At 68.6% G+C, this 24,676-nt stretch carries 26 protein-coding genes and 5 pseudogenes; 21 read left to right on the top strand and 10 right to left on the bottom strand.

Translation table 11 applies throughout. The features are described 5' to 3' along the window. Positions 1–356: 356 nt before the first annotated feature. Entirely contained in the window at positions 357–662 is a 306-nt protein-coding gene (locus E1294_RS30800; RefSeq protein WP_132514218.1) for a hypothetical protein, read from the bottom strand. A 279-nt stretch (positions 663–941) separates the two neighbouring features. Between E1294_RS30800 and E1294_RS58270 the strand changes: the two are divergent. After that, positions 942–1,094, top strand: a pseudogene (locus E1294_RS58270) (Tn3 family transposase); the annotation flags it as partial. A gap of 25 nt (positions 1,095–1,119) precedes the next feature. Beyond that, positions 1,120–1,347: a Tn3 family transposase gene (locus E1294_RS58275; RefSeq protein ID WP_425465237.1), complete on the top strand. Its 228-nt coding sequence runs from the start codon at positions 1,120–1,122 to the stop codon at positions 1,345–1,347. Here the strand turns inward: E1294_RS58275 and E1294_RS30810 are convergent. Beyond that, complete coding sequence (locus E1294_RS30810; protein ID WP_220448024.1) at positions 1,326–1,712, bottom strand: ArsR/SmtB family transcription factor; 387 nt, start codon at positions 1,710–1,712, stop codon at positions 1,326–1,328. The genes E1294_RS58275 and E1294_RS30810 overlap by 22 nt on opposite strands. A gap of 56 nt (positions 1,713–1,768) precedes the next feature. Between E1294_RS30810 and E1294_RS30815 the strand changes: the two genes are divergently transcribed. From E1294_RS30815 to E1294_RS30835, 6 genes are all read left to right on the top strand, one after another. Then, entirely contained in the window at positions 1,769–2,848 is a 1,080-nt protein-coding gene (locus tag E1294_RS30815; protein ID WP_132514222.1) for a flavin-containing monooxygenase, read from the top strand. An 86-nt stretch (positions 2,849–2,934) separates the two neighbouring features. Then, positions 2,935–3,075: a hypothetical protein gene (locus E1294_RS53085; protein ID WP_165977561.1), complete on the top strand. Its 141-nt coding sequence runs from the start codon at positions 2,935–2,937 to the stop codon at positions 3,073–3,075. Between the two features lie 26 nt (positions 3,076–3,101). Then, the gene (locus E1294_RS30820) at positions 3,102–4,523 is read left to right on the top strand and encodes an FAD-dependent oxidoreductase (RefSeq protein WP_132514224.1); all 1,422 of its coding nucleotides are present in this window, start codon (positions 3,102–3,104) and stop codon (positions 4,521–4,523) included. A gap of 15 nt (positions 4,524–4,538) precedes the next feature. Further along, positions 4,539–4,811 (top strand): hypothetical protein, encoded by a 273-nt coding sequence (locus tag E1294_RS30825; protein WP_132514226.1) that lies wholly within the window; start codon positions 4,539–4,541, stop codon positions 4,809–4,811. Further along, positions 4,808–5,179 (top strand): MFS transporter, encoded by a 372-nt coding sequence (locus E1294_RS30830; protein WP_132514228.1) that lies wholly within the window; start codon positions 4,808–4,810, stop codon positions 5,177–5,179. The genes E1294_RS30825 and E1294_RS30830 overlap by 4 nt, the downstream gene beginning before the upstream one ends. A 259-nt stretch (positions 5,180–5,438) precedes the next feature. Continuing rightward, entirely contained in the window at positions 5,439–5,816 is a 378-nt protein-coding gene (locus E1294_RS30835) for an ArsR/SmtB family transcription factor (RefSeq protein ID WP_132514230.1), read from the top strand. 340 nt (positions 5,817–6,156) lie between these two features. On the opposite strand, the gene E1294_RS56210 is transcribed toward E1294_RS30835, so the two are convergent. After that, positions 6,157–6,435: a hypothetical protein gene (locus tag E1294_RS56210; RefSeq protein ID WP_246083396.1), complete on the bottom strand. Its 279-nt coding sequence runs from the start codon at positions 6,433–6,435 to the stop codon at positions 6,157–6,159. On the opposite strand from E1294_RS56210, the pseudogene E1294_RS57415 reads away from it, so the two are divergent. Continuing rightward, positions 6,430–6,612 (top strand): annotated as a pseudogene (locus E1294_RS57415) (aldehyde dehydrogenase family protein); the annotation flags it as partial. The gene E1294_RS56210 and the pseudogene E1294_RS57415 sit on opposite strands and share 6 nt — an antisense overlap. Positions 6,613–6,733: 121 nt before the next feature. Continuing rightward, positions 6,734–6,862: an aldehyde dehydrogenase family protein gene (locus tag E1294_RS57420; RefSeq protein WP_281284539.1), complete on the top strand. Its 129-nt coding sequence runs from the start codon at positions 6,734–6,736 to the stop codon at positions 6,860–6,862. Positions 6,863–6,897: 35 nt separating this feature from the next. On the opposite strand, the gene E1294_RS30850 is transcribed toward E1294_RS57420, so the two are convergent. Continuing rightward, positions 6,898–7,848, bottom strand: coding sequence for a LysR family transcriptional regulator (locus tag E1294_RS30850; protein WP_132514232.1), 951 nt, complete (start codon positions 7,846–7,848; stop codon positions 6,898–6,900). 49 nt (positions 7,849–7,897) lie between these two features. Here E1294_RS30850 and E1294_RS30855 point away from each other — a divergent pair, with 49 nt between their 5' ends. The 4 genes and pseudogenes from E1294_RS30855 to E1294_RS56215 all read left to right on the top strand — a co-directional run bounded on the left by E1294_RS30855 (position 7,898) and on the right by E1294_RS56215 (position 10,473). Further along, entirely contained in the window at positions 7,898–8,692 is a 795-nt protein-coding gene (locus E1294_RS30855) for a sulfite exporter TauE/SafE family protein (protein ID WP_220448025.1), read from the top strand. 18 nt (positions 8,693–8,710) lie between these two features. Then, a complete protein-coding gene (locus E1294_RS30860) occupies positions 8,711–9,301 on the top strand; it encodes a hypothetical protein (protein ID WP_132514234.1) in 591 nt (196 codons plus the stop codon). A gap of 499 nt (positions 9,302–9,800) precedes the next feature. Further along, positions 9,801–10,007: pseudogene (locus tag E1294_RS58280) on the top strand (recombinase family protein); the annotation flags it as partial. Positions 10,008–10,062: 55 nt separating this feature from the next. Next, on the top strand, positions 10,063–10,473 hold the full coding sequence (locus E1294_RS56215; protein WP_246083397.1) for a hypothetical protein: 411 nt from the start codon (positions 10,063–10,065) through the stop codon (positions 10,471–10,473). Positions 10,474–10,722: 249 nt separating this feature from the next. On the opposite strand, the gene E1294_RS30875 is transcribed toward E1294_RS56215, so the two are convergent. Beyond that, positions 10,723–13,881: an AfsR/SARP family transcriptional regulator gene (locus E1294_RS30875; protein ID WP_132514236.1), complete on the bottom strand. Its 3,159-nt coding sequence runs from the start codon at positions 13,879–13,881 to the stop codon at positions 10,723–10,725. A 140-nt stretch (positions 13,882–14,021) separates the two neighbouring features. Here E1294_RS30875 and E1294_RS30880 point away from each other — a divergent pair, with 140 nt between their 5' ends. After that, entirely contained in the window at positions 14,022–15,167 is a 1,146-nt protein-coding gene (locus E1294_RS30880) for a serine hydrolase domain-containing protein (RefSeq protein WP_246083398.1), read from the top strand. Positions 15,168–15,210: 43 nt separating this feature from the next. Here the strand turns inward: E1294_RS30880 and E1294_RS30885 are convergent, their stop codons facing one another. Next, positions 15,211–15,483, bottom strand: a complete 273-nt coding sequence (locus tag E1294_RS30885; protein WP_132514240.1) for a hypothetical protein — start codon at positions 15,481–15,483, stop codon at positions 15,211–15,213. A gap of 175 nt (positions 15,484–15,658) precedes the next feature. On the opposite strand from E1294_RS30885, the gene E1294_RS54170 reads away from it, so the two are divergent. Next, positions 15,659–15,838 (top strand): hypothetical protein, encoded by a 180-nt coding sequence (locus E1294_RS54170; RefSeq protein WP_181958580.1) that lies wholly within the window; start codon positions 15,659–15,661, stop codon positions 15,836–15,838. 495 nt (positions 15,839–16,333) lie between these two features. Here the strand turns inward: E1294_RS54170 and E1294_RS30895 are convergent, their stop codons facing one another. After that, positions 16,334–17,026, bottom strand: coding sequence for a TetR/AcrR family transcriptional regulator (locus E1294_RS30895; RefSeq protein ID WP_132514242.1), 693 nt, complete (start codon positions 17,024–17,026; stop codon positions 16,334–16,336). Between the two features lie 53 nt (positions 17,027–17,079). Here E1294_RS30895 and E1294_RS30900 point away from each other — a divergent pair, with 53 nt between their 5' ends. Next, complete coding sequence (locus tag E1294_RS30900; RefSeq protein WP_132514244.1) at positions 17,080–18,198, top strand: FAD-dependent oxidoreductase; 1,119 nt, start codon at positions 17,080–17,082, stop codon at positions 18,196–18,198. A 469-nt stretch (positions 18,199–18,667) separates the two neighbouring features. After that, a pseudogene (locus E1294_RS30905) lies at positions 18,668–19,170 on the top strand (transposase). Between the two features lie 36 nt (positions 19,171–19,206). Here E1294_RS30905 and E1294_RS57820 read toward each other — a convergent pair. The 3 genes and pseudogenes from E1294_RS57820 to E1294_RS30920 form a co-directional block, all read right to left on the bottom strand. Further along, complete coding sequence (locus tag E1294_RS57820; RefSeq protein WP_342775101.1) at positions 19,207–19,764, bottom strand: CPBP family intramembrane glutamic endopeptidase; 558 nt, start codon at positions 19,762–19,764, stop codon at positions 19,207–19,209. After that, positions 19,742–20,251, bottom strand: a pseudogene (locus E1294_RS58285) (sulfatase-like hydrolase/transferase); the annotation flags it as partial. The pseudogene E1294_RS58285 and the gene E1294_RS57820, both read right to left, overlap by 23 nt. Before the next feature lie 36 nt (positions 20,252–20,287). Then, entirely contained in the window at positions 20,288–21,751 is a 1,464-nt protein-coding gene (locus tag E1294_RS30920; protein WP_132514246.1) for an extracellular solute-binding protein, read from the bottom strand. A gap of 149 nt (positions 21,752–21,900) precedes the next feature. Here E1294_RS30920 and E1294_RS30925 point away from each other — a divergent pair, with 149 nt between their 5' ends. From E1294_RS30925 to E1294_RS30935, 3 genes are read left to right on the top strand one after another with little or no spacing between them, the layout of a single operon-like run. Beyond that, positions 21,901–22,905: a LacI family DNA-binding transcriptional regulator gene (locus tag E1294_RS30925; protein ID WP_246083403.1), complete on the top strand. Its 1,005-nt coding sequence runs from the start codon at positions 21,901–21,903 to the stop codon at positions 22,903–22,905. Further along, positions 22,902–23,831 carry a carbohydrate ABC transporter permease gene (locus tag E1294_RS30930; RefSeq protein WP_132514250.1) on the top strand — a complete coding sequence of 310 codons (930 nt, stop codon included), beginning with the start codon at positions 22,902–22,904 and terminating at the stop codon, positions 23,829–23,831. Before E1294_RS30925 ends, E1294_RS30930 begins: the two co-directional genes overlap by 4 nt. Continuing rightward, a complete protein-coding gene (locus E1294_RS30935) occupies positions 23,828–24,670 on the top strand; it encodes a carbohydrate ABC transporter permease (protein ID WP_220448027.1) in 843 nt (280 codons plus the stop codon). The genes E1294_RS30930 and E1294_RS30935 overlap by 4 nt, the downstream gene beginning before the upstream one ends. The last annotated feature ends 6 nt before the right edge of the window (positions 24,671–24,676 follow it).

Genomic DNA, 24,676 nt, shown 5'->3' on the forward strand with positions numbered 1-24,676 from the left:
CGCAGACGCCTGACCAGGCACAACACTCACGCCTAGTGACACGCCGCATCAGCGTGCCCGCAAGCGTTTCCGCAGCTCAGACCGCAGATCTGTGTGCCTTTCTCGCTACACATCTGCGGAACGCGGGTGGGCCACCGCCTGGCGTTACATTCGCGAGGCCATCACCTCGCTGTCCGCCCGCTCGCCCCGCCTGGATCAGGTGTTACGCGCGTAAGTCGGCCGGGTGGTGAAACAGCCGACTTGGTCCTTGAACGGGCAGACGCGGATGCGGTGCCCGGTACACCGTGGCCCGGGATCTCCCGAATACTCACATGCCCTGACCATGCCGACCGATTACTCCATGGCCGGAAAAATACTTATCCAGGACCCGGTTCAACTCTCGTCGGTGTCCGCGCCGCTTGAGATGTCCTGAAGCAGCGCGAATGCTTTTCCCGCGATATCCAACGCGGTTTTGGACTTGCCCAGCTCGCCCGCCAGTTTCTCGTTGCGGAGGCCAGCTTGACAGCGTCGGCTTTGAGCTTCTTGTTCTCCGCCCGCAGCCGGGCCAGTTCCTCAGATTCGGTGTCTCCTTTCGGCTTGCCGGTCGAGGCGGCCAGGGTTCCGTTCTCGGTCTGCTTTCTCCAGTGCTCGATGCAGGAGTGATACAGCCGTTCCTTGCGCAACAGGGCACCCCGCTCGGGGCTGCCCTCGGGCAGCGCGTCGAAAGCCGCGAGGATTCGCGCCGTGTAGGCCTTGGTGAACGTCCGCCGCTTGGGCCGGCCGGCTGCTCATCGGTCACCCGCCCATCCGGCCCCGTGATGGCGGCCTGGTCGGCAAGGGCCATCGTCACTGTCTTAATCGTCCCGTCTCGCCCTGCTTCGCAGTAAAAAGACTCGTACGTCCCACGTGTCACAGAAGTCTGACAGAGAGGGCGCCTCAGGCTGAGCTCTGTGCGGCGCGTCATGGCACGGTTCGAACGGCCGCATCCCCGCAGACGCCAAAGGAGGCCCCGGCACCGGCTCGCTCGGAAGATCGCTTTCGGCAACCGGGGCCAGCTGCGCCAGCGCTACCGCGAGGGCATGGAGGATCAGCTGGGCAGCCTGGGATTGGCGTTGAACGCGGTCATCGCTGTGGAACAGCCTGTACATCGACGCCGCCGTCCAGCAGTTGCGCGCCCAAGGCTTCCCGGTCACCGACGAGACGTGCGCGCGGCTGTCGCCGATCCCGTACGAGCCCATCGACTTCCTGGGCCGCTACGCCTTCACCCGCGCCGACGTCGGCTCCCCGCTGCGCCCCTTCCATGACATGCCCGCCCGGCCAGGTGAGCTCGCCGTCAGCGGCGGGGGTCAGCAGCAGAATTTCAGGTAGTCCTGCAGGTCGGCGAGTGCTTGGACGACGCGTTGCTTGTCCGCGCGATACAGCACGACCTTGCCCTGTTTGCGGGAGGTCAGGATGCCGCCGCGTTTGAGCTCGGCGAGTTGCTCGGAGGCGCGGGGCTGGCCGATCTGGGCCAGCTCGGCGACCTGGTTGACCGACAGTTCGGCGCCGCGGGCGAACAGCAGCATGATGCGCTGGCGGGCCGGGTTGGCCAGGGCCTTGAGGAAGGCGTGCACGGCCGGGCTGATCTCGGCGGTCGCCTCCGGCGGCGGGTCGGCCGGGCAGCACTGATCGCTGTCCGTCGCGGCTTCGGCGCCGGCCGCCTGCTGGGCCATCACCACCTCCTGCGGGCTCATCCCACCACCATATCCGTGCTTTGACATATCTGAAAACAGAGATATATGGTCCGGCCATGACCAGATCCCCTGATCCCGTCGTCATCGTGGGGGCCGGCCAGTCCGGCCTGGCCGCCGCCCGCGCTGTCCGCGATGCCGGTCTGACCCCGCTCATCCTGGAGGCCGGTGGCCAGCCGGCCGGCTCCTGGCCCGGCTACTACAACAGCCTCACCCTGTTCTCGCCGGCCCGCTTCAGCGCCATGCCCGGCCTGGACTTCCCCGGCGATCCCGACCACTATCCCCGCCGTGAAGAGGTCACCGACTACCTGCACAGATACGCCGCCAGTCTGGACGTGGAGATCCGTACCAGCACGCCGGTGCAGGCGGTGGAGCGCGATGGCCGGGCGTTCGTCGTGCGCACCACCGACGGCCAGGAGGTGAGGGCCGGTGGCGTGGTGGCCGCCAGCGGCTCCTTCTCCCGTCCGGTCCGCCCGGCCTGGCCGGGCCAGGAGAGCTTCACCGGCCAGGTGCTGCACGTTGCCGACTACCGCGACCCCAAGGACCTGGCCGGGCTGCGCGTCGTGGTGGTGGGCGGCGGCAACTCGGCCGTCCAGGTGGCGTACGAGCTGAGCGAGGTCGCGCAAGTGAGCATCGCTTCGCGCCGGCCGCTGGCATTCCTGCCGCAGCGGCGCGAGGGCCACGACGTGCACCACTGGCTGACCAGCAGCGGCTTCGACGACCTGCCGCCCGAATGGCTGATCCACAGCGTGCAGCAGACGCTGGTGATGGACACCGGCGACTACCGCGCCGCGCTCGAGTCCGGCCGGCTGCAGCGTCGGGAGATGTTCACCGGCTTCGACGGCGACACCGTCGTCTGGCCTGGCGATGAACGCGAACCGGTGGACGTCGTCCTGCTGGCCACCGGCTACCTGCCGAGCCTGGACTACCTGCGCCCGCTCGGCGTCCTCACCCCCGAGGGTCTGCCCTTGCACCAGGGCGGCGCCTCCACCGTGCTGCCCGGGCTGGTCTATCTGGGGCTGGAGTTCCAGCGCTCGTTCGCCTCCAACACGCTCCGCGGCGTGAGCCGGGATGCCGCCTACGTCGTCGGCCCGCTGGCCGCTCACGTGCGGGACGCCTCCGCCCAGGTCGGCCTCTGACCTGCCATTCAGCTAATTTGACAAATCTCTAAGCAGTGGCGCATGATGGCCCCTGCTTAGATGAACTTCTATTCAGCAGGTGCGCGATGCGCCCCCGCCTGCGCCGGACCGCTTCGCCCGCCTCGGACGTCACCTTCGACGAGAAGGCCGCTCAGGTGGGCGACACCACCTGCCGCGCCGGTGCCGCCGTCGAGCGCGCCCGTACCTTCTGCCTGTCGTACCGCTGACCCACCCCACTGCATGGAGAGCAGTCATGAGTGACAGTTGCTGTGGCACCACCGCCATCGAGATCAAGCAGTTCACCACCCCTCAGCAGACCACCCCCGGGCAGACCGGCGCGCTGCCGGTCGTCGTGATCGGCGCCGGGCCGGTCGGCCTGGCCGCCGCCGCGCACCTGGCCGAGCGCGGCATCGACTTCCTGGTGGTGGAGGCCAGCGACCGGATCGCCGCCTCGGTCGCGCAGTGGGGACACGTGCGCGTGTTCAGCCCGTGGAAGTACAACATCGACGCCGCCGCCCGCCGCCAGCTTGAGGCCGACGGCTGGACCGCGCCGGACGGCGAGTGGCTGCCCACCGGCGCCGAGCTCATCGATGACTACCTCGCCCCATTGGCCAAGCTGTTCCGCGACAAGGTGCGCCTCGGCGCGAAGGTCACCGCGATCAGCCGCCTCGGCTACGACCGGGTCCGCACGGCAGGCCGCGACGAGGTGCCGTTCCTGGTCCGCCTGGACGACGGCAGCGAGCTGCAGGCCCGGGCGATCATCGACGCATCCGGTACCTACACCAGTCCGAACGTGCTGGGCGCGAGCGGCCTGCAGGCGCATGGCGAGGGTGCGGTGTTCGTCGACCACGCCCTGCCCGACGTGCTCGGCGCCGACCGCGACCGCTACGAGGGCAAGCACACGCTGGTGGTCGGGGCCGGGCACTCGGCCGCCACCACCCTGCTGGCCCTGGCCGAGCTGCCGGACACGCCGATCACCTGGGCGATCCGCGGCGGCAGCGCGGCACGCACCTATGGCGGCGGCGACGCCGACGCACTCCCGGCCCGTGGGGCGCTGGGCACGCGGCTGCGCGCCCACGTCGAATCCGGCCGCATCACACTGCTGACCGGCTTCTTCACCCATCGCGTGAACGCCACAGCGGAAGGCGTCGAGGTGGTCAGCCGTGACCCGTCCGGACACGGGCAGAGCGTGACGGCGGATCGCATCATCAGCGCGACCGGCTACCGCCCCGACCACTCCATCGCCTCCGAACTGCGTCTCGACCTCGACCCGGTGCTCGGCTCCACCCGTCAGATGGCACCGCTGATCGACCCCAACCAGCACTCCTGCGGCACCGTCCCGCCGCACGGCGTGGACGAGCTCGCCCACCCCGAGCCCGGCTACTACGCGGTCGGCGTCAAGAGCTACGGCCGCGCCCCCACGTTCCTCATGGCCACCGGATATGAGCAGGTCCGCTCCGTGGTCGCCGCCTTGGCCGGAGACTGGCAGGCCGCCCGCGACGTCCAGCTCGACCTGCCCGAGACCGGCGTGTGCTCCTCCAACCTCGCCGAAGCCCAGGAGCAGCGCGTCGGCCTGGCCACCGGCGTCAGCGGCGGGCTGCTGTCCGCCCCGCTTCCGCTCGCTACGGTCGGCGCCACCGCCTCGGCGGAGTCCGGCGGCGGCTGCTGCGGCTGAAGAGAACACTGGACGATGTCCGACGGATACCCCACCGCCGCTCAGAAGGAGGCGCTGCGCCTCATCTGTGACCACGGCCGGCTGGAGACCGAGCGGCTGGGCCGCCGGCTGCTCCGGGCCCGGCGGCCGAGCAGCAACCCCGGCTTCGCCAGGGCGATCGCCCGCATGGCGGGCACGCTCACCTGGCGTCTGCAAGCCCAAGGCTTCATCACCGAAACCGCAGATGGCGCATGGGTGACGACCGCCAGCGGGCGAAGGCTCATCTCCTGCTCCAGCGAGCGCGCGTGAGCACCACAGCCGACAGCGCCGTTCCCGCCATCGGGGGCGGCGCTCCGTCGCGCAACCAGCAGGGCTGGCGGGTGGTGGCCGCGCTGGCCGTCACCCAGACCATCGGCTACGGCGTGCTCTACTACGCATTCTCCGTCTTCCTCGCCCCGATGGCGCGCGACCTGCACGCCACCAACACCCAGATCGCCGCCGCCCTCACCCTGTCCATCCTGATCGCGGCCCTGTGCGCGCCGCTGATCGGCCGGTGGCTGGACGCCCGCGGCGGGCGCGCGTTGACGACGGCGGGGTCGTTGCTGGGCGCCGCAGCGGTGCTGGCCTGGTCGAGGGCGGAGAGGTCGACCGGTACGGCTGGCGCACCGCGCTGGTGATCCTCGCCCTGGTCTACGGCGTGGCGGCGACCTGCTGCACGCATTCGTCGTGCGCCGTCGCACTGTGACCGGCAGGTTATCGGACACCGCCCGTCCTGGCCGCTACCCTGGCCGGGCTGCTGGGCGTGCCGTCGGTGACCGGCCGGCTGATCACCACCGGCCTGCAGACCCGCCTGTCCGCGTGCGCGACGGCGGCGTTCGCGCTGCTCGCCTACCACCGCCTAAAATTTAGACCGACATCGAATTAAGGAGTCGCGTCATGGCCGCCCCCGCCACCACCCAGTGCTGCGCGCCCATCGCCCGCGAGCCGCTCTCCGAGAACGACGCCGCCGAGCTGGCCACGCTGCTCAAGGCGGTCGCCGACCCGGTACGCCTGCGCCTGCTGTCGATGATCGGCTCCCATACCGGCGGCGAGGCGTGCGTGTGCGACCTGACCGGCGTGTTCGACCTGACCGCCCCCACGATCTCCCACCATCTCAAGGTGCTGCGCACCGCCGGGCTGATCGACGGCGAACGCCGCGGCACCTGGGTCTACTACCGCATCATCCCCGAGGTGGTGAAAAAGCTCGGCGCCCTGTTCACCCCGCTCACCGAGCCTGCTCCGGAACGCGTCGAGCTGGAACTGCTTTCCGTATGACGGCCGTCCGCCTGGGACATCCTGCGCCTGTTTTCGCCCGCCCGGTGCAGCTCGCTGCCCTGCCGCATGATGCCCATTCCGCCGGACGGCTGCTACCCGAGCGCCGCCGAGGTCGTCGCCCGTCTGGCCGACTACGAGCGGCGCTACGAGCTGCCAGTCCTGCGTTCGGTGGTGGTTCAGGCCGTACGGCGGGGCGACGCTCACGTGATCGTGGAGACCGATCAGGGCGTTTGGCAGGCCAGGACCGTGATCAGTGCGACCGGCACCGTGGTGGCGCTCATACGTTCCGCACTATCCTGGCATGCGGGGACTTCGAGGGTGAGCACCTGCACACCACCGACTACCGCAGCGCTGAACCGCCGAGCAGTTCGTCCAGTTCGCGAAGCCGGAATGCCTGGTCGGCGTGCTGGTTGAAGGCGGTGCTGGTAGGCGGTGCCTTGATCGTGAGGGCCGCGGGGATCATGTAGATCGCGCGGACGGGCCGGACGCGGCACAGCTGATCGAGCGCGTCGAGGTCCGGTCCCGTGGCCGTGACCGGGATGGGGGCCAGGTCGATCCACTCGATCCGAAAACCAAGCTCGGGCCGCTGGTGTCCGCTGCCCAGCGCGACCGGGTGCACGGATTCATCAGGCAAGGCATCGAAGGCGGCGCTCGCTTGGTGGCTGGCGGTAACACGGCGCCTGACGGCTTCGAGCGCGGCTACTTCGTGCGGCCGACCGTGTTCGGCGGAGTCGATCCGGACTCGGTGATCGCCCAGGAGGAGATCTTCGGTCCCGTCCTGTCGGTCATCCCGTTCGACGGCGAGGACGAGGCACTGGCGATCGCGAACAACTCCGCGTTCGGTCTGCACAGCGCGATCCTGGTCCGCGGACCAGGATCGCGCGCTTGCCTTCGCGCGTCAGGTCCGTACCGGGCAGATCGACGTCAACGGCGGCGCTTTCAATCCGCTCGCTCCGTTCGGCGGCTACAAGCGGTCCGGCATCGGTCGGGAGATGGGGCGGCACGGCCTGGCCGAGTTCCTTGAGACGAAGTCCATCCAGCTCTGACAGGACAAGGAAGACTTATACCCTTCGGTGTTCGATCAGCCGTCGTGAAAGAACTGCTGGCTGACGGGGTCTTCGGGCGCGTGGCGGGCGGTCGGATCGGACCCGGCCGCGTGGCGCAGGTGTTCGGCAAGCGCCGCGGTGGCCGTCGACCCAGTGTGGTCCTTCACCGTCCAGGCCAGTAGATGGTGGCGGCGAGCCCAGGGCTCCCGCAGTTCGCACACGTCGACGGGCTGGCGGGGATCGATGGCGCGACCCGGGACGACAGCGAGCCCGACGCCCGCGGCGGCCAGGGAGACGAGGACATTCAGATCGGCGACAGTGGTGCGGTGACGCACCACTGGAGCGTGGTCCCCCAGGTGTTTCTCGATCCAGCGGCGCAGCGAGGAGCCGGCGTCGAGGCCGACGAGAGGGTGCTCAGCGACCTCGCGGTAGGTCAGGGCGGTCCGTCCCGCGAGGATCCCTCCGGCCTGGCCGATCACGACCAGGGAATCGTCGCCGAGGGGCTCCATATGCAGGCCGCTGTCGCCGGCTTCGTCATCGAGGACGATCCCCAAGTCAGCCTCTCCGGCGGCGAGCATCCGAATCGTCTGCGGGGTGCGGCACTCGGACACCGTGACGTCGACATCCGGGTGAGACCCGAGGAACGAGATCAAGGCCTGTGGCACGAGGCGGTGCATCGCGGAGCCGCCCGCCAACAAGGTCAAGGGAGCGGTCGAGGACCGGGTGTAGCTCGCGACGGCGTTGTCGAGTCGCGCGGTTTGGGCGAGCACCTCGCGCGCGTGGCGGGCCAAGGTCGTCCCGGCCGGCGTAGGCCGCGCGCCCCGCCGACCGCGGATCAACAGCGACACACCGGCGTGATGCTCCAGTGCGCGCACGCGCGCGCTGGCCGAAGGCAAGCTCAGGTGCATGCGATGAGCGCCCGCAGTGATCGACCCCTCCGCGACGACGTGGAGAAAGAGCCGCAAGTCGTCCAAGTCATAGCGCACAGGTTCAGCCTATGTCTCAGCCTTAGGCTGGGTGAGACGATTCCGCATTGTGGACACGCTCGTCACGGGCGATGCTCGGCGTGTGTTTGAGCTCTTTCTTGTCCTGCTGGCCGGTGTCGCCGCCGGCGCCCTGAACGCGATCGTGGGAGGAGGAACCTTCGTGGCGCTGCCCGCACTCGTCGCCTTCGGGATGCCGCCGGTGACGGCCAACGCGGTGTCGCGGGTCGCCCTAGTGCCCGGCGCCGTGGCCAGCGCGTGGGTGTACCGTCGTGAGCTCAGCCCTGTTGGGCCTACGTCCACCATGGCGCTGACAGCGATCAGTGTCATGGGCGGTGGAGTCGGTGCCGGCCTGCTGCTGGTGCTGCCCGCATCGTCGTTCGACGCCGCGTTGCCGTGGTTGCTCGCCTTCGCCACAGCGATCCTTGCCTTTGGCCGCCACCTTTCCAGGGCGCTGGGCAGCGCGCTGGGCCACTCGGTCAGGATGAGTTCACCCGCCGTCCTGATCGGACAGTTCTTCCTCGCCGTGTACGGCGGATACTTCGGTGGAGCCGTAGGCATCATGATGCTGGCCCTGTGGAGCATCGGCCTCGGCCTTGACGCCGCGGTCAGCAACCCGATGCGGATCGCCCAACTTGCGGCCATCTATCTCAGCGCGGCAGTGCTGTTCCTCATCGCCTCGAACGCATTGAGCGCTCCGCTTGTCCTCGCCGCCATGCTGGTCGGCGCGGTGGCCGGGGGCTTCGCCGGCGCCCACCTCGCCCGCCGTCTTCCCACCTGGCTGCTGCGGGGCGTCCTCCTGGCGACCGCCGTGATCACGACCGTCCTGTATTTCCTGCGCGGCTGACCACACGGGGGAGCCGCAGTGATCACCACCCATCGTCGGGAATTGAGGCTGACTGACATGACCGAAAGTGGCGCCGGAGCCACCGCACCCTACACGGACGCGGCTCGAGCGAGGCTGGTGATGGCCTACGAAGCATGCGAACTGGCCGACCTCGCGCGTGCCTCTGTCCCGATCGGCGAGCATGAGCTGAACCCCGACGGCACCACCCGTGCGCCAGGAGTTGTGCTCGCCGACGCCGCTCGAGTGCTCGCCGCCGCGCAGCGGTTCTTCGAAGCCGCCGCCGTGTTCGAGCGCGTGGGCGGCGCCGACTGGCAACTCATCGGCGACGTACTGGAGGTGTCTCCCCGCACCGCCTGGGTGCGCTTTGCGATGTTCGAGGCCGCCTTCCGGGAAGAACTGCTCTCCTTCGAGAGGGCTCGCCCGGGCGGAGCCACGTGCGAGGTGACCAGCCTGCGGGCCCACATGGCCAGGGAACCGTTGGAAACGGCCCTCGACCTCGACGACTGGGTGCTGCGCCACGAGGACGGCGACAGCGACCTCGGCACCGCACCAGTCTCCGGCGGCTTGGTCCGGAGTGATCGTCAACGACGTACTGAGAAGCCCTCCTGACTCACTGAGAGGAAAGCTGTGGACACCGGCCTTGGGACTGACGGGCGGGCTGTAGGCGCGAGCCGGCGGGGAGTGCTCACTCCACCATGCCCGGGACATCGGTCCTGTCGATGATCGGTCACGCCCCAGGGTGCGGTCTTTTTGTGATGAATTGCTGGAGATTGCCGCCGAACCTGTCGGCGGGAGATGGCAAGAGGAGGGTGACGGCGTTACTTGAGGAGGCTGGATGCGCGTCACTGTGAGGCCATCGTCTCCTCAGGGAGTCGGGGGCTGGTCAGTGGGATCACCCTCGGCAGCGGCTGCGAGGGTTTTGTGGACGACGCCTACGGAGACCTTCACCCCAGCGGCGATGGTGCGGATGGATTCCCCGCGCCGGCGGCGGTCGAGGATCGCGGCGCGTTTGTCGTCGTGACCACGGGGCGGCGGCCTCCGACCTTGCCTTGCTTTCGGGCGGTCTCCAGGCCGTTCTTGGTCTTGCGGACGATGTCGCGGCGCCCGCCTGTTCCGCTCAGTCGCCGACATCCTCGCCTTGCGCCCGCTCATCCGCCGCGGCCTGCACCTGCGCGTCGAATCCGGACTGTTGTCCGGCATCGACCTGGCCAGCGACGACCCCGGCACCAAGATGATGGTCTCCGTCCTGGCCGCTGTGCTGGAGTTCCAGCGCGACATGATCGGCGAGAACACCCGCGAAAGCGTCGCCGCCGGCAAGACCCTCGGCCGCCCCGCCACCCTTGACCAGGACAAGGCGGCCACCATCGTCGATGGAGTACCGCCAGGGTGCCGCCGTCCGACGTCACCAGGTCGCCCCCAAGACCATCCGCCGTGTCCTGGACGCCGCCGGCGCCCGCAACCTGCCCGACCTGCTCGACGCGCCGCCGACCGACACCGGCGAGCAGCGCCGCGTGCCCGCGCTGGGCCCGGACGTGATCCTCGATCCGCCGGGACTACTCGCCGATCACCTGCGTACCACCGGTGATGCAACCATCCGCCAGGCCCTCGCCTCCGGGCGGACCATCCGCCGCGGTCACGGCTACTCGGTCCGCATCACGGCCCCGCTCGCATTCCACCGCGCCGTGCTGGAGCAGAGCGCTGCCCTCGCCGATGCCGGCCCGACCGAGCGCAAGGCGCACCGCGTGTTCGCCGCCCGTGTCACAGCCGTTCGGGCCACCTGACTCCATCCGTCATGACCTGCGAAAACCCTTCGGTGAGACGCATTTGAACGGAAAGTCACGGCAAGCCGCTCAACGCTGCTTTGCTAACGGGACTTTTCGTTCGGATGCTCGTCACGCCCTGGTGAGAGACTTGTCGGGAAACCACCTAATTCCGACAGGCTGCCCTGCCGGATCAGGCCACAGGTCGAAGCCTCCCGCCAGGTAACTCGCCGGTGCCGCCAACGGCTCTCCGCAGGTTCCTCAACCCCGTTATCCGCGCGGCTTTGTCAGCCGGTCGGTGGCCTCGTGGGGTGTCATCTCGGCGCCGCGTTGGTAGGCGGTTTCGTACTCGGTTGGGCCGAGCCGTTTCGCGAGCGCCTCCGCAAGGGAGAGCAGTTCGGTGTCGCCGTGGTCGAAGGTGCCGCGGATGGCTTGGCTCAGGCCGAGCGCGGTGGCCGCGCCGGCGGGATCGTCCTCCAGGAACAGCAGCCGGGCCAGCAGCTGGGCGGCCCAGGGGGTGTCCATGCGTGCCTGCGCCGCCTGCACGGTACGGGGCAGCAGCTCGCGCGCGGGTGCGGCGTCTCCGGCGGTGAGGAGGTTCGCCATCCTGGCGGGCACCAGGAGGTTCTCAATGGTCTCGGCCGAAAGATGCAGCCGGAGGGCGAGTGTCTCTATCCGGTCGAGCTCTTGGTTTGCCCGTTCGATCTGGCCGAAGCGGCGATACAGCTCGGCCAGGCTGCCCAGGACCTCGACCTCCAGGACGGGCTGACCGCGCTCCCAGGCCGCCCGTTCGGCGGTTTCGATGTCGTGCCGGGCGCCGGCCAGGTCGCCGGCTCGCATGCGTTCGGTGGCGAGCCCGAGCCGGGTTGACACCTCATCCTGCGAGCCGAGGTCGCTCGCGATAGCGATGGCGCGTTCGTATGCGGCGATCGCCTCGTCATGTTCGCCGCCGATGGCGTGGATCTGCGCCAGCCCTTGCAGCGTCTTTCCCGTCCACCACCGATCGCCCACCTCCTCGAACGCGTGCAGCGCCGCTGCCATCGCGGTCGCGGAACCGTCCCGGTCGCCCCGTTCGCGATACCGCAGGGCTTCGATCATGAAGGTGCAGGCGATCGCCCAGCGGTCCGAGTCGCTGCGCACCCGGACGATCTCCTGGTCGACCAGCTCGTCCAGCCCGAGTATCGCCGCCATCATCACGGCTATCGTCAGCAGCATCGGATAACGCCGCAGCGCGCCCGTGTGCGCGCAGTCGTCGATGAGCGCACGCAGCCGCTCGGGGTCTTTGATCGGCCCGCCCTCGCCAGCCACCAGGTGGATCGCGGTGAACGCGGCCCGGGCGTCCGCGGGCAGCGCGTCGCCGAACTCCGCGACCTTGGCGACGTAGGCGTCGGCCCGGGCGTCGTAGCGGAGCATGACCCAGTACCAGTACAGCGGCCCGAGCATCCGGGCCGCGGTCTGGCCGTCGCCGCCATCGATGGCCGTTTGCAGGGCGGACATCAGGTTGTCGTACTCGGTCCGGAACAGCCGCAGCGACTCCACCTGCTTGTCTGAGCGCAGCAGCGCCTCATGTTCCTCGGCCAGGTCGGCGAAGTGCCGCACGAGCCTGCGCAGGACGGCTTCGGCCTCCCCTGCGAGGCGAAGCTTGTCCGCTGCATGGGCTCGGATGGTCTCCAGCATCCGGTAGCCGTCACCAGCCCGCTCCACGATGGACTTGTCGACCAGGGAGTTCAGCTGATAGAAGACCTCGCCCGCGGGGAGCGTCTCATCAGAACAGACCGCCTCGATCGCGGCGAGCCCGGTTCGCGCCGGAAAGATCGACATTCGGCGGGCCAGCGTCCGTTCGTGATCGGTGAGGAGGTCCCAGCTCCATTCGATGACCGCATGGAGTGTCTGCTGCCGCGGCTGGGCGGCCCGGTTACCGGCGTTGAGCAGCTGGAAGCGGTCATCCAGCCGCCGGGCGATCTGGTCGGCGCTCATGGTTCGCAGCCGCGCCGCGGCCAACTCCAGGGCCAGCGGCAGCCCGTCCAGCCTGCGCACGATATCCACGATCATGTTCATGATCGGGGCCGCGGTCGGCGTGTCCCGCGTGAAGCCGGGCTGCACGGCTGCCGCGCGATCGAGGAACAGGCGCACGGCGGCCGACTCGCCGGCCTGGGCGGAATCCGCGTGCGCCGGCGGCAGTTCGAGCGGGCCCAGACGGCACAGCGTCTCACCCATGACTTCCAGCGGTTCACGGCTCGTGGCCAGGATGGTCACGTACGGCTGGCGCTGCAGCAGCTGCCCGGCGAACTCCGCGACGGGGCCGGAGATCTGTTCGCAGTTGTCGAGCACCAGCACGCCTTCACCACCGGCGAGCAGATTGACCACCCGCTCCAGCGGGGTACCGGACGGCCGGGCATCGGCGATACTAAGCGTGCCCAGCACCGCCTCGGGCAGCCCGTCCGCCGTGGTCACCCCGGTCAGGGGGACGAGCCAGACCCTGCCACGCCGATGGGCTCGATGCCGACTCACCGCCTCCACGGCCAGCCGGGTCTTCCCCACGCCCCCAGGACCGACAACGGTGACCAGCCGAGAGGTCTCCAGCAACCCGGCCAGCAATCTCAGCTCCTCCGCCCGGCCGACGAAGCTGGTCAACTGGGCCGGCAGACGTCCCGGCACCGCCTCCGGCCGAGCCTGTTCCACCTCGGGGATCTCCAGCTCGCCCCGCAACACTGCCAGGTGCGTTTTGCGCAATTCCTCGGACGGATCGACGCCCAGCTCGTCGGCGAGCGTACTGCGGACCTGTTCGAACACGGCCAGCGCATCGGACTGGCGGCCGGCCGCGTGCAAGGCTCGCATGCGCAATCCGGCCAGCCGTTCGCGCAACGGGTGGCCGGCAGCCACCACCGCCATATCGGCCAAGATCTCGTCGTGACAGCCCAGTCGCAGCTTCGCCTCGAACAGGTCTTCGATGGCCCCGACGCGCAGCTCTTCCAGCCGCGCGCCGGCCTTACCGGCGAAGGGGGCATCGCGCACGTCGGCCAGCGCGTCTCCCCGCCACAGCGCCAGCGCCTCGTCCAGCAGCGAGTCAGCTCGCTGCGCGGCGCCCGCAGCCAGTTCGCGACCGCCCTGCTTCGCCTTCTCCTCGAACCGATAGGCGTCGACGTCCTGCGCGCCCACGTGCAGGCGATACCCGCCGGCCGCCCTCTCCACGACTCCGGCCCCGGCCAGAGCCTTGCGCAGCCGATGCACCAGCCCATGCAGCGCATTGACGGTGCCCCCGCGCGGACGCTCCCCCCACAGGCCATCAACGAGTGCATCGACCGACACCGTCTCGCCCTCGGCCAGTGCCAGCCGGGTCAGCAGCGCACGAACCATGACGCCGCCTACATCGATCGGCGCACCATCGTCGGCATAGGCCCGGACCGGTCCCAGCACCTCAATCCGCATACACAAAGGCTATGAGGACATAGTCGTGCACGTGCTCTTGAAAGTGGCGCCGTGCCGGCTCAAAGAGCGTTCTAAGAGGCATGGAAGCGCCGGTGGACACCGTGGAAGACGTACGGAAGAAACGTCAGAAGGGCAGTGCAATGGCAGCGCATGAGAAAGTGCAGCAGGTGCTCGACTGGGCGGTGGCCGAGGTCGGCATCCCCGGCATCGTCGCCGATGTCGAGGACGGGCACCGGACCTGGTTCGCCACCGCCGGCATGGCCGACATCCAGATCGGCTCCCCACGCAGGCCGGGGGAATACCTGCACGTCGGCAGCAGCGGCAAGGCCTTCACCGCCGCAGTCCTTCTAGCCTTGGAGGCCGAGGGCGGGCTGAGCATCGACGACACGGTGAACACGTGGCTGCCCGGCGTACTGAACGTCAACGGCTACGACGGCAACAAGGTCACCATTAGGCACCTGCTCAGCAACACCAGCGGGCTGTTCGCCACCGGCCTGGCACCAGAGGTGACCCACCGCTACGCCACCCGCCCCGGGTTCCTCCACCATCGCTTCGACGAATTCACCACCGAGGAACTGCTGAGGGTGGCGCTCTCCCAGCCGCCGGTCGGTGAACCCGGCGAACGCTTCGAGTACTCCAACGGCGGCTTCCACCTAGCCGGGGCGATCATCGAGAAGGCCACCGGCAGCAGCTACGCCGAAGAGGTCGAGCGCAGGGTCATCCAGCCGCTCGGCTTGACCCGCACCCGCGTGCGTCCTGCCCAGGACACCGGATACCCCGATCCGCACCCGCGAGCGTACTCCAACCTGTTCTTCAAGGACGGCGTCGACCCTGCGACAGTCACCCCTGAGAACTGGGAATCGCTGATGGAGGATCCCGGCCTCCCGCCCCTGGACGTCACCGAGCTCAACTCCTCCCTGGCCTGGTCGGCTGGCAATGTCGTCTCCACCACCGGCGACATGATCCGCTTCGTCAACGCGATGGCCGGTGGCAGCCTGCTGCCGCCCGCCCAGCACCGGCAGATGTGGACCACGGTCTCCACCGAGGGTGGCCACTGGGTGCCGCACGCCCGATACGGGCTGGGCGTGTTCGAGTTCGGCAAGCAGGCGACGGGCGGCCAGACGCTGCGCGGTGTCGGGGGAAGCCTATGGGGATCCTGGTTCTTCGCGGTCGGCACCCCCGACGACCGGCACACCATCGCCGTCCACACCAACACCGAATGGAAGACCTGGGACGTCATGTTCAAACTCATCGAAGCGGAGTTCGGCATCTCCATCGGTGCCTAGGCACGTAGGTTCGGATAATTTCAGCTCAAACCGCGTGCCTCTTTCACTCAGGGTCATACGGGCTGTTCGCGTCGCGTGTCGCCTCCAGGAACACCTCTATTGGCTGGCTTTCGACAGTTAGGTTGACCCACAGGTCGGCCTGGTTGTTGTCCAACGAGCGGCGTGGCCGTCGCGGCTTGGCCGGGCGCGTAGGTGCTCTCATGCAGGTCTTGCACTGCTCCACCTCCGCCTGGCCCAGATTCTTCACATGGCTTGCCAGGGCGTCGGGGACGATCGTGAACTGGAGGTTGAAGCCCAGCTTGGCCGGGCCCTGCACGGTCTTCAGCTTGCACGTGATCTTGTGGACGGACGCGGCGACGACCTCACCCGTTCCGACCTTGCGCGTCTCGGTGAAACTGAGCGCGTCGGCACCGGCGTACCACTCCTGCCATAACCGCGCTTGTAACGCCTCCAGCTCCAGCAGGGTCGCCGCACTCCGGGTGGAGTCGGGGGTGGACCTGCAACGGAACCCGTTTCGTACGGTAAGCGCCTTCCCGCTGCATCATCGGCTCACCCGCCGCGCCGCCTGGATCGAGTATGACGGTGAGCTGCCGATCATCGAGGGCACGCTGAATCGGCTGACCGTCGAGCACTTGCCAGGCGATGCCCGTCCCAAGCCGGTCTGGCTGTAATCCTCGGCCACCGGCCTGCCGGCCGCTCAGGTCGACCTGCTGTGGCAGGCGTTCCTCCGTAGACTCGATCTTGAGCATACGTTCCGGCTCTTCAAGTAGACGCTCGGCTGGACCGCGCCGAAGATCCGCAACCCACGGGCCGCCGACGTGTGGACCTGGCTCGTCATCGCCGCCTACACCCAGCTACGCCTGACCCGGCACCTCGTAGAGGACCTGCGCCCCTTCCCGGCCCTCACCTGACGCATCACGTACGCCTTTTCCCAGACGCTCACCACGACGGTCTTCAGCCAACGCAGCTCTGGGGCGGTTTGGCATCTCCCCCGCAGGGCGACGCCGAAGGGCCAGACTTTCATCTCCTGCACAGCACCGCATCAAGCAAGGTCACCTACACAACAACCTCACCTTCTGCGCTCGTGGCGCACTTAAAGAACAAGCTGAGAAGCTGTTTCGGATGTCCGTCAGAGGCTGGCGGTCGCGTTCGGCAAGAGCTGAGCGTCACGTCAGCGGCCGGGTGAGTTTGGCGGCCACGGCGTCGAGGACCCAGTCCAAGCCGGTCGCGAAGGATGCCTCGGCGTCCACGTCCGTGCCGTCGTACACGGCCTTGGTCAGCGCCGGGAAGCGGCCCGTGGCCAACATCCTCGTCACATGCGGGCCGGAGGCGCGCTGCCAGTAGCGCTTGGACAGGCCCGTGGCGTGCTCGGCCCGCAGGTTCGCGATCTCGCGCCTGATCGCGCCGGTGAAGTAGGCGCTGACAGTCTCCACGGCGCGCATGACGGTGTCGATGTCGGCGAGGCCGTCGAGGGCGGCCAGCGTGGCCTCGGTCACGGCGAGGCCGTTCGGGCCCAGGGTCGGGCGGCCGCCGAGCAGGTCGGCCAGCCATTCGTGACGGAGAGCGGCCTGCCTGGTGCGGTGGGCGAGGATGCGCAGCGCCTCCCGCCAGTCACCGGGCTGCTCCTCGGGGAGAATCTCGCCCTGAACCTCGTCCACCATGAGGTCGAACAGCTCCTGCTTGGTGGAGATGTGTCCGTACAGCCGCATCGGGCCGGCGTTCAGCTGGGCGGCGACCTTGCGCAACGACACCGCCTCCAGCCCGCCCTCATCGGCCAGCGCGATGGCGGCGGCGACGATCCGCTTCCGGTCGAGCGGCACAGGGCGAGCCGGCGGCTCCGGCCGATCCCACACAGTCATGGTCACACCGTTCCGTTGCGATGCATTGCGATGTCGAAATACAGTGTATCGGCATGAGACATCGTATCGCCGTGGTCGGGAGCGGCCCTGCCGGCCTTACCTTCGCCCGTGTCCTACACCGCCATGGCTACCCCGTCGCCGTCCTCGAACGCGATCCCACCCCCGACGCCCGCCCCCCGGGCGGCACGCTGGACCTGCACGAAGGGCTGGGCCAGCTCGCGCTGGACAAGGCGGGGCTGCTGGCGGAGTTCCAGGCGCAGTCTCGCCCCGAGGGGCAGGCCATGCGCATCCTGGACGCGGACGGGACCGTCCTGCGCGACTGGCGACCCCGTCCAGATGACCGGGCCAATCCCGAGATCGACCGCGGGCAACTCCGTGACCTACTGCTCGGCCCTCTCGACGTCCGGTGGGGTCGGGGCGTGACGCAGGTGGTGCCGGGGACCCGGGAGGGCGTACTGGTCCATTTCGCGGACGGGCGACACGAAGCGTTCGACCTCGTGGTCGGCGCGGACGGCGCCTGGTCCCGGATCCGCCCGGCAGTCTCGTCGGTGACGCCGCACTACACCGGCGTCACCTTGGTCGAGACCTCCCTCGACGACGTAGACACCCGCCACCCTGACCTCGCCCGGTTGATCGGCGACGGTTCCGTGGCTGTGTACGGCGTGAACCGAGCTCTCGTCGCCCAGCGCAACAGCGGCGGTCACGTCAAGGTGTACGCCCAGTTCCGCGCGCCGCTGGACTGGCACACGAACCTGGACCTGGCCGACGTCGAGGCCGTGCGATCGAGTCTGCTGGCTCTGTTCGACGGCTGGGCCGCTCCCGTCCTCGACCTCCTCCGCCACGGCAGCGCTTTCGTCCACCGCCCCCTCTACGTCCTGCCCGTGTCCCACACCTGGACCCACGTCCCTGGGGTGACGCTACTGGGCGACGCCGCCCATCTGATGCCCCCATTGGGGGCGGGCGCGAACCTCGCGATGTTGGAAGGCGCCGAACTCGCCGAGTCCATCGCCACCGCCCCTGGAGATCTGGACGAGGCCGTCCGCGCCTTCGAGGAACAGATGTGGGCACGAGCCGGCAGGTGGGCGAAGATCACGACGGCCGGTCTGGAACGCCTCGTGAGCCCGGACCCCGCCGAAGCCCTCGCTCTCTTCGACCAGGTCCAGCCCTCCTGACTGTCAAGCGCGAGAGCACCAGCGCTAACGCTGATCGGCCATCATCGCGCGCGCCAGCAGCCGCATCGTCGTGATGGACGCGCATTGACCAGCCCTGCGGCATGAACGTTAATTGCAGCCCACCCGCCGTCCGGCGTAATTCCACGTGCGTCAGCATCGCTGGCCTCCCCTTGACCTCCGGCTGCCTCCGGTGATGGCCTGGACCTCCCATAGCTACGGCGAGCCGCCACCCCGGCTAGTCCTGAGTGGGCGTTTAGGCATGGTTGGTTTGCGTATGCCCAGCTCTGTAGTCGCAGCATTTTGGGCTCTTTTCCCTGTACGTGTAGCTTTGTGTGGCCCTCGTCGCCCATGCGAGCGACCCTTTGATGATGAAATAGCGCTCACATCCGTCTGGTCTAGAAATGTGGTAGACGCTCCCCAACTAGCAGAAGCCCACTAACGATCACATCTTTCGGGTAGAAGCTCCGCCATGAGCGAACGGAAGCCGTACCCCAGCGACATTTCCGACGCCCCCTGGGCCTTGATCGAGCCCACCTTGACCGCCTGGCGGCAGGCCAGGCTCGACCGCCGGCCCACCGGCCAACCGGCCTCGGTCGAACTACGGGACGTCTTCAATGCGATTCTCTATGTCAACCGCACGGGAATTGCTTGGAAATACCTACCGCATGACTTCCCATCGCACAACACCGTGTACGCCTACTACGCGGCCTGGCGCGACGAAGGAATACTCGCCCAACTCAACTACGACCTGACCGGACTGGCCCGCGTCAAAGCCGGGCGCCCGAGCCGACCGCCTCCGTGATCGACACCCAGAGCGTCAAGACCTCCACCAACGTACCCCTGACCAGCCAGGGAACGGACGCCACCAAGAAGATCGTCGGCCGCGAATCCATGATCTACATCGCCTCGATTGACAACCTCACCAAACGCATAACGGACGAGACCACCCCAACCTGGCGAGGCACCTACTAGAACATAAGGAGCAATCTACTCAAATCAAATGCCCACTCAGATCAACATGTCCACGTAGACCAGGTTGACGATGGTGTGGATGAGGATGATCACCCAGATGTTGCGATAGCGCGCCCACAGGTAGCCCTGCATCAGGCCGAACATCCCCTGCGCCGCCACAACGGAGGCGATGCCGACCCCGATGGCCTCGGGGTTGATGTGGCTGACGTGCATCGCGGCGAACAGCAGCGCGGAGGCGAGAATCGCGGGCCATCTGCCGTACAGGGCCTCCAGTCTTGTCTGCAGCCAGGCCCGGTAGAAGAATTCCTCCAGCACGCTCGCCGTCAGCAGGGTGATCAGCGAGCCGATGGCGAGCGTGAGGGGATCGGGCAGTTGCTGGGTGAGCGGCGGCGACAGCGGGCTGACCTCCGCCAGCAGGAACCACGAGCCAGGCGTACATGCCGCCCTTGCGCGCGGCGCCTTCGGGGCCCGCGAGCCGTTCCGGCATCTCGTCGGGGTCGAACAGGCTGAAGTACGGCTCCGGCACCTGGTACGGGTTGTGCGGTTCGGGAAACGACAACCAGGTGAAGAACGGCCGGTCGGCGGGGGTCCGATCGATGGCGTCTATCGCGCCGTCCACGATCCGGTACGGGAACTGGCACTCCACCGGGAATGGCGTCGGCTCGTGCCCGACCGAGTGGCCTAGTTCGGCCAGCCACTGCTCGAAACGGGCCTGCTCGGGCGTCGCCGCGCCGTCCGGACCGCGATCATGCCAGTACGGCGCCGCGAACGTGTCGAAGTCGGCCCGCTCGCGGTGGAAGTGCGTCTTGCCCGCCAGGTGCAGCGCGTACCCGGCGTCGCGGAGCACGTCCACCAGGTCGGCCCCGCGCAGCACGTGCCGCGCGGCGCTGTTCTGGCGGACGCGGTGCGCGGACGGGTAGCGCCCGGTGAGCAGGCTGATCCGGGCGGGCACGCACAGCGGCGAGGTGGTGTACGCCCGCCGGAACCGCGTACCGCCGCCCGTCAGTCCGTCGAGGAAGGGCATGGTGTCCAGGGGGAAGCCGCTCGCGGCCGTCCAGTCCGCCCGCTGCTGATCGGTCATGATCAGCACGATGTTGGGTCGGTTCACGGTGCTCCGTCAGCGCTCGGCGTACATTGGCTTGGTGTAGTCCGTCCGCGGCTTCCAGTTGGGGAAGGCGTAGTCGTCCAGACTGACCTGCGCGCCCTTGGCCTTGGCCGCCGCGATCGCCGTCTCGCGCATGGCGGCGCTGTCGCTGGACAGCTTGGTCAGCGCCGCGCGCACGTCGGTGACGTCGCCGGTGAGCGCGCCCTGGACGATGTCCCCAAGAGTGGGGGTGACCGGTTTGGTGGCGATCTGCACCTGCTGGAGGGCCTTGTTGCCGGCGATCGGCTCGGGGGCCAGGAAGACGCTCTCCTTGAACCAGCCGATCAGCTTCTTGTAGGCGGGGTGCGCTTGGGACTGGTCGACGACGGAGATGTCGCGCGGCGGCTGCGACATGGTGTCGGCGACCCGGCGCGAGTACTCCTCCGTGGTGAAGCGCTCGCTCAGCAGCTTGCTCGCCAGCGCGGCGTTCTTGCTCGTCGAGGACAACCAGTAGTCCCCAGGCTGCGGCACATGGTAGGTGGCTACTTCGGTGCCGGCCTGCGGCGTCAGGATCGGTCCCACGCCGAGCTTGTCCGCGAAGCCGGGCGTCGCCTTCAGCGCCACGCCGGGGCACCAGGGGCCGTCGAAGTAGTACGCCGCGATCCCGGCGGTCCACCGGGCCCGGGCCACGTCGTCCAGCCAGGAGTTCGCCCCGGGCACCAGCAGCTTGTCCCGGCTCAGCGAGACCAGGAACTCGATCACATCGAGGTACTCCTCGGAGTGGAAGGCGAACTCGCCGTTGTCGTAGCGGACACCGCCGGCCCCGGCGAACCCGGCCGCCTGCGCCAGGTCGTTGACCTGCTCGGCCAGCCGTATCGGCATGCCGATGTTCCACACCCAGCCGTACATCTGGCCGACGCCCTTGCTCTGCACTGCGCGCGCCGCGGCCCGGAACTCGTCGTACGTCTTCGGCGGCGCCTCTGGATCCAGCCCGGCACGCGCGACCAGTTCCTTGTTGAACCACGTCACCGCGGAGTAGGTCTGGTGGCTGAAGATGGGGAAGGCGTAGATCTTGCCGTCGAACATGTGCAGGCCCTCGATGAGCGAGTCCTGGACCCGGGCCTTCGCCTCGGCGCTGAGCTCCAGCGGCTGCGACCATCCGGCGGCGACGAGCGCCGCGGCGGGCAGCGTGAGCCCGGCGTTGCTACGCAGGTCGGGAAGCTGGTTGCTCTGTTTGGCCAGTTGCAGCGCCTGGCCCAGCTTAGCGGGATTGTAGTACGTGTACTGGACGGGGGCGCCGCCGGGGCTCTTGGCGAACTGGGCGAAGATCTCCTTCTTCGCCGACTGGAGCTGGTTCTGGTGGTCCCACCAGGTCAGCGAGTTGCCACCGGCACCGCCACCCCCAGCACCGCCACTCCCGCCGCACGCACTGGTCGCGGCCACGGCCGTCAGGGCACCCGCCGCGGCGAGGAACCCTCGCCGAGTCATCGCGGTCATCGGTCCTGCCTTTCACCGTGCGGCCCGTGAACGTGTCGTAAAAAATGTCGCCGCGTGGCTAATTCATTCTTGCCACGCGGCATGCCGCGCGGCAAGACTCTTCACTACTGAAATGTCACCGGCTTCCGACCGGAAGGTGAACGACCTTGGTGACCCAAAGAGACGTGGCGCGGCTGGCGGGAGTCTCCGTACGGACCGTGTCCAACGTCGTCAACAACTTCGCGTACGTGTCCGAGGAGACCCGCGCCCAGGTCCAGCGGGCCCTGGACGAGCTCGGCTACCGGCCCAACGTCGCGGCGCGCAGCCTCAACCGGGGGCGCTCCAACCTGCTGGCCCTCGTGCTGCCGCTGGACGTGCCGTACTTCACTGAGCTGGCCGCCCACGTGGTGGACCAGGCGGAGGAACGCGGCTACACGGTGCTGATCGACCGCACCGAGGGGGTGGCGGAACGGGAGCGGCAGATCGTCATGCGGCGGGACCGCTCCGCCCTCTTCGACGGGTTCATCTTCAGCCCGCTCGGCCTGTCCCCCGACGAGCTGCGTGACTGGGCGGGCCGGTGCCCGGCGGTGACGCTGGGCGAGGTGCGGGTGAAGGGCGTGGACCACGTCGCCATCGACGACACCGCCGCCGCCAGGAGCGCCACCGCGCACCTGGCCTCCCTGGGCCGGACGCGGATCGCCGCCATCGGCCTGGTGGACCGGCCGGTGGGCAACACCGCGGCGCACCGGTCGGTCGGATACCGGCAGGCGCTGGAGGAGGCGGGGCTGCCCCTGCGTGCCGAGCTCACCGTGCCGGTGCTGCGCTACCAGCGCCAGGACGGCCTGCTCGCGATGGAGCGGCTGCTCGACCTGCCGGAACCGCCGGACGCGGTGTTCTGCTACAACGACTTGCTGGCGCTCGGCGCGATGCGGGCGATCCTGGCGCGAGGTCTGCGGGTGCCGCAGGACATCGCGGTGGCCGGGTTCGACGGCATCGAGGAGGGCCGGTTCGCCACCCCGCCGCTGACCACCGTCGTGCCCGACAAGGAGAAGATCGCCGAGCTGGCCGTGCGGCGCCTGCTGGAGCGCGTCGAGGGCGACGGCAGCGCCCCCGTGCAGCTCGAGGCGCCGTGGCGGCTGATGGTCGACGAGAGCACCACGGGCGCGCGCGGATGACGGTCGTACTCCCCTCCGCGGCGCGTCGGCGCCGCGACCGCACCACCCTGTACGTCTGGCTGTTCCTGACCCCAACCGTGCTCCTGTACGGCGCGTTCACGGTCTACCCGATCGTCGGCAGCTACGTGTACTCCCTCACCGACTGGAACGGGTTCGACGCGAGCCCTTCGTTTATCGGCCTGACCAACTACCAGGAAGTCCTGGCCGACCCGATGTTCTGGAGCTCGTTCCGGCTGACGCTGACGTTCATGCTCGTCGCGGTGCCGATCCAGGTGCTCGCCACGCTGCTGATCGCGATCGTGCTCAACTCGCCGCGCATGCCGTTGCGCAAGTTGTTCAGGACCGCCCTGTTCCTGCCGGTGGTCACCACCACGGCGATCGTCGGCGTCGTCATGCAGTTCGTCTTCGACCCGGCCAGCGGCCCCGTGAACCTCGCGCTGCGCGAGGTAGGACTGGCACCGGACGGCATCGACTTCCTCGGGCAGTCCTCGACGGCGCTCGGCACGACGATCGGCGTGTACGTGTGGAAGTGGTTCGGCATCACCCTGGTCTACTGGCTGGCCGCGCTGCAGACCGTGCCGAACGAGGTGTACGAGGCGGCCCGGCTCGACGGCGCCGGCGCCCTGGCCACGCTCCGCCACATCACCATGCCGCTGCTCAAGCCCTTCCTGGTGATCATCACCCTGCTCTCGATCGAGGCGTCGCTGCAGGTCTTCGACCTCGTCCTGACCATGACCAACGGCGGCCCTTTCTACTCGACCGAGGTGATCGAGGTGTACATCTACCGGTGGGCCTTCGCCGCGACAGTCCCCCGGCTCGGGTACGCGTCCGCGGCCGCCGTGCTGTTCGGCCTGTTCGTGTGCGTCGTCGGCATGGTGCAACTGCTCGCGATGCGCGCCACCCGCCGGACCAGGGGGATGGCGTGAACGCGGCCGAGGTCCTGCGCCGGCTGCCCTGGTGGCTGGCCGCCGCCGCGCTCGCCATCGGCTGCCTGATCTGGATCTACCCGTTCCTGTGGATGGTCTCGGCGTCGTTCAAGACGTCGGCCGAGGTGTTCACCAAGGGGCTCGACCTGCTGCCGGACGCACCGGAGTGGGCCAACTACGAGCGCGCGTGGGTTGAGGCGGAGTTCGGCAAATACCTGCTGAACACCGTGATCGTCACAGTGTGCACGGTGGTGGTCGTGGTGGTCAGGTGCGCCATGACCGGGTACGTCCTCGCGCGTCACGAGTTCCGCGGCCGCAAGATCATTATGGGCGTCCTGGTGGCCACGCTGTTCGTCCCGGCCGGGTACACCATCATCCCGCTGGTCGACCTGTCCCAGAAGCTCGGCCTGCTCAACTCGCTGACCGGCATCATCCTGGCGATGTCGGGCGCCGCGAACGTGGCGGCCATCCTGCTCTATTTCGGCTACTTCCGCGGCATCCCCAAGGAGCTGACCGAGGCCGCGCTCATCGACGGCGCCGGCTTCGCCACCATCTTCTTCCGCGTCATGCTGCCACTGGCCAAGCCGGTGACCGCCACGGTCACCGTGCTGACCTTCCTGTCCACCTGGAACGCGTTCTTCCTGCCGCTGGTCTTCACGTTCTCGCGGCCCGACCTGCGCACCGTCAGCGTCGGCATGCTGGCGTTCGTCGGTGAGAACGCCACGGACTGGTCGGGCATGGCCGCCGCGGCGACGATCTCGCTGCTGCCGGTCGTCGTGCTGTTCATCGTGCTGCAGCGGTACTTCATCGAGGGCATCGCCGGTGCCGTCAAGTCCTGATCCATC

The sequence above is a fragment of the Nonomuraea diastatica genome, from assembly GCF_004349015.1.
Lineage (GTDB): Bacteria > Actinomycetota > Actinomycetes > Streptosporangiales > Streptosporangiaceae > Nonomuraea > Nonomuraea diastatica.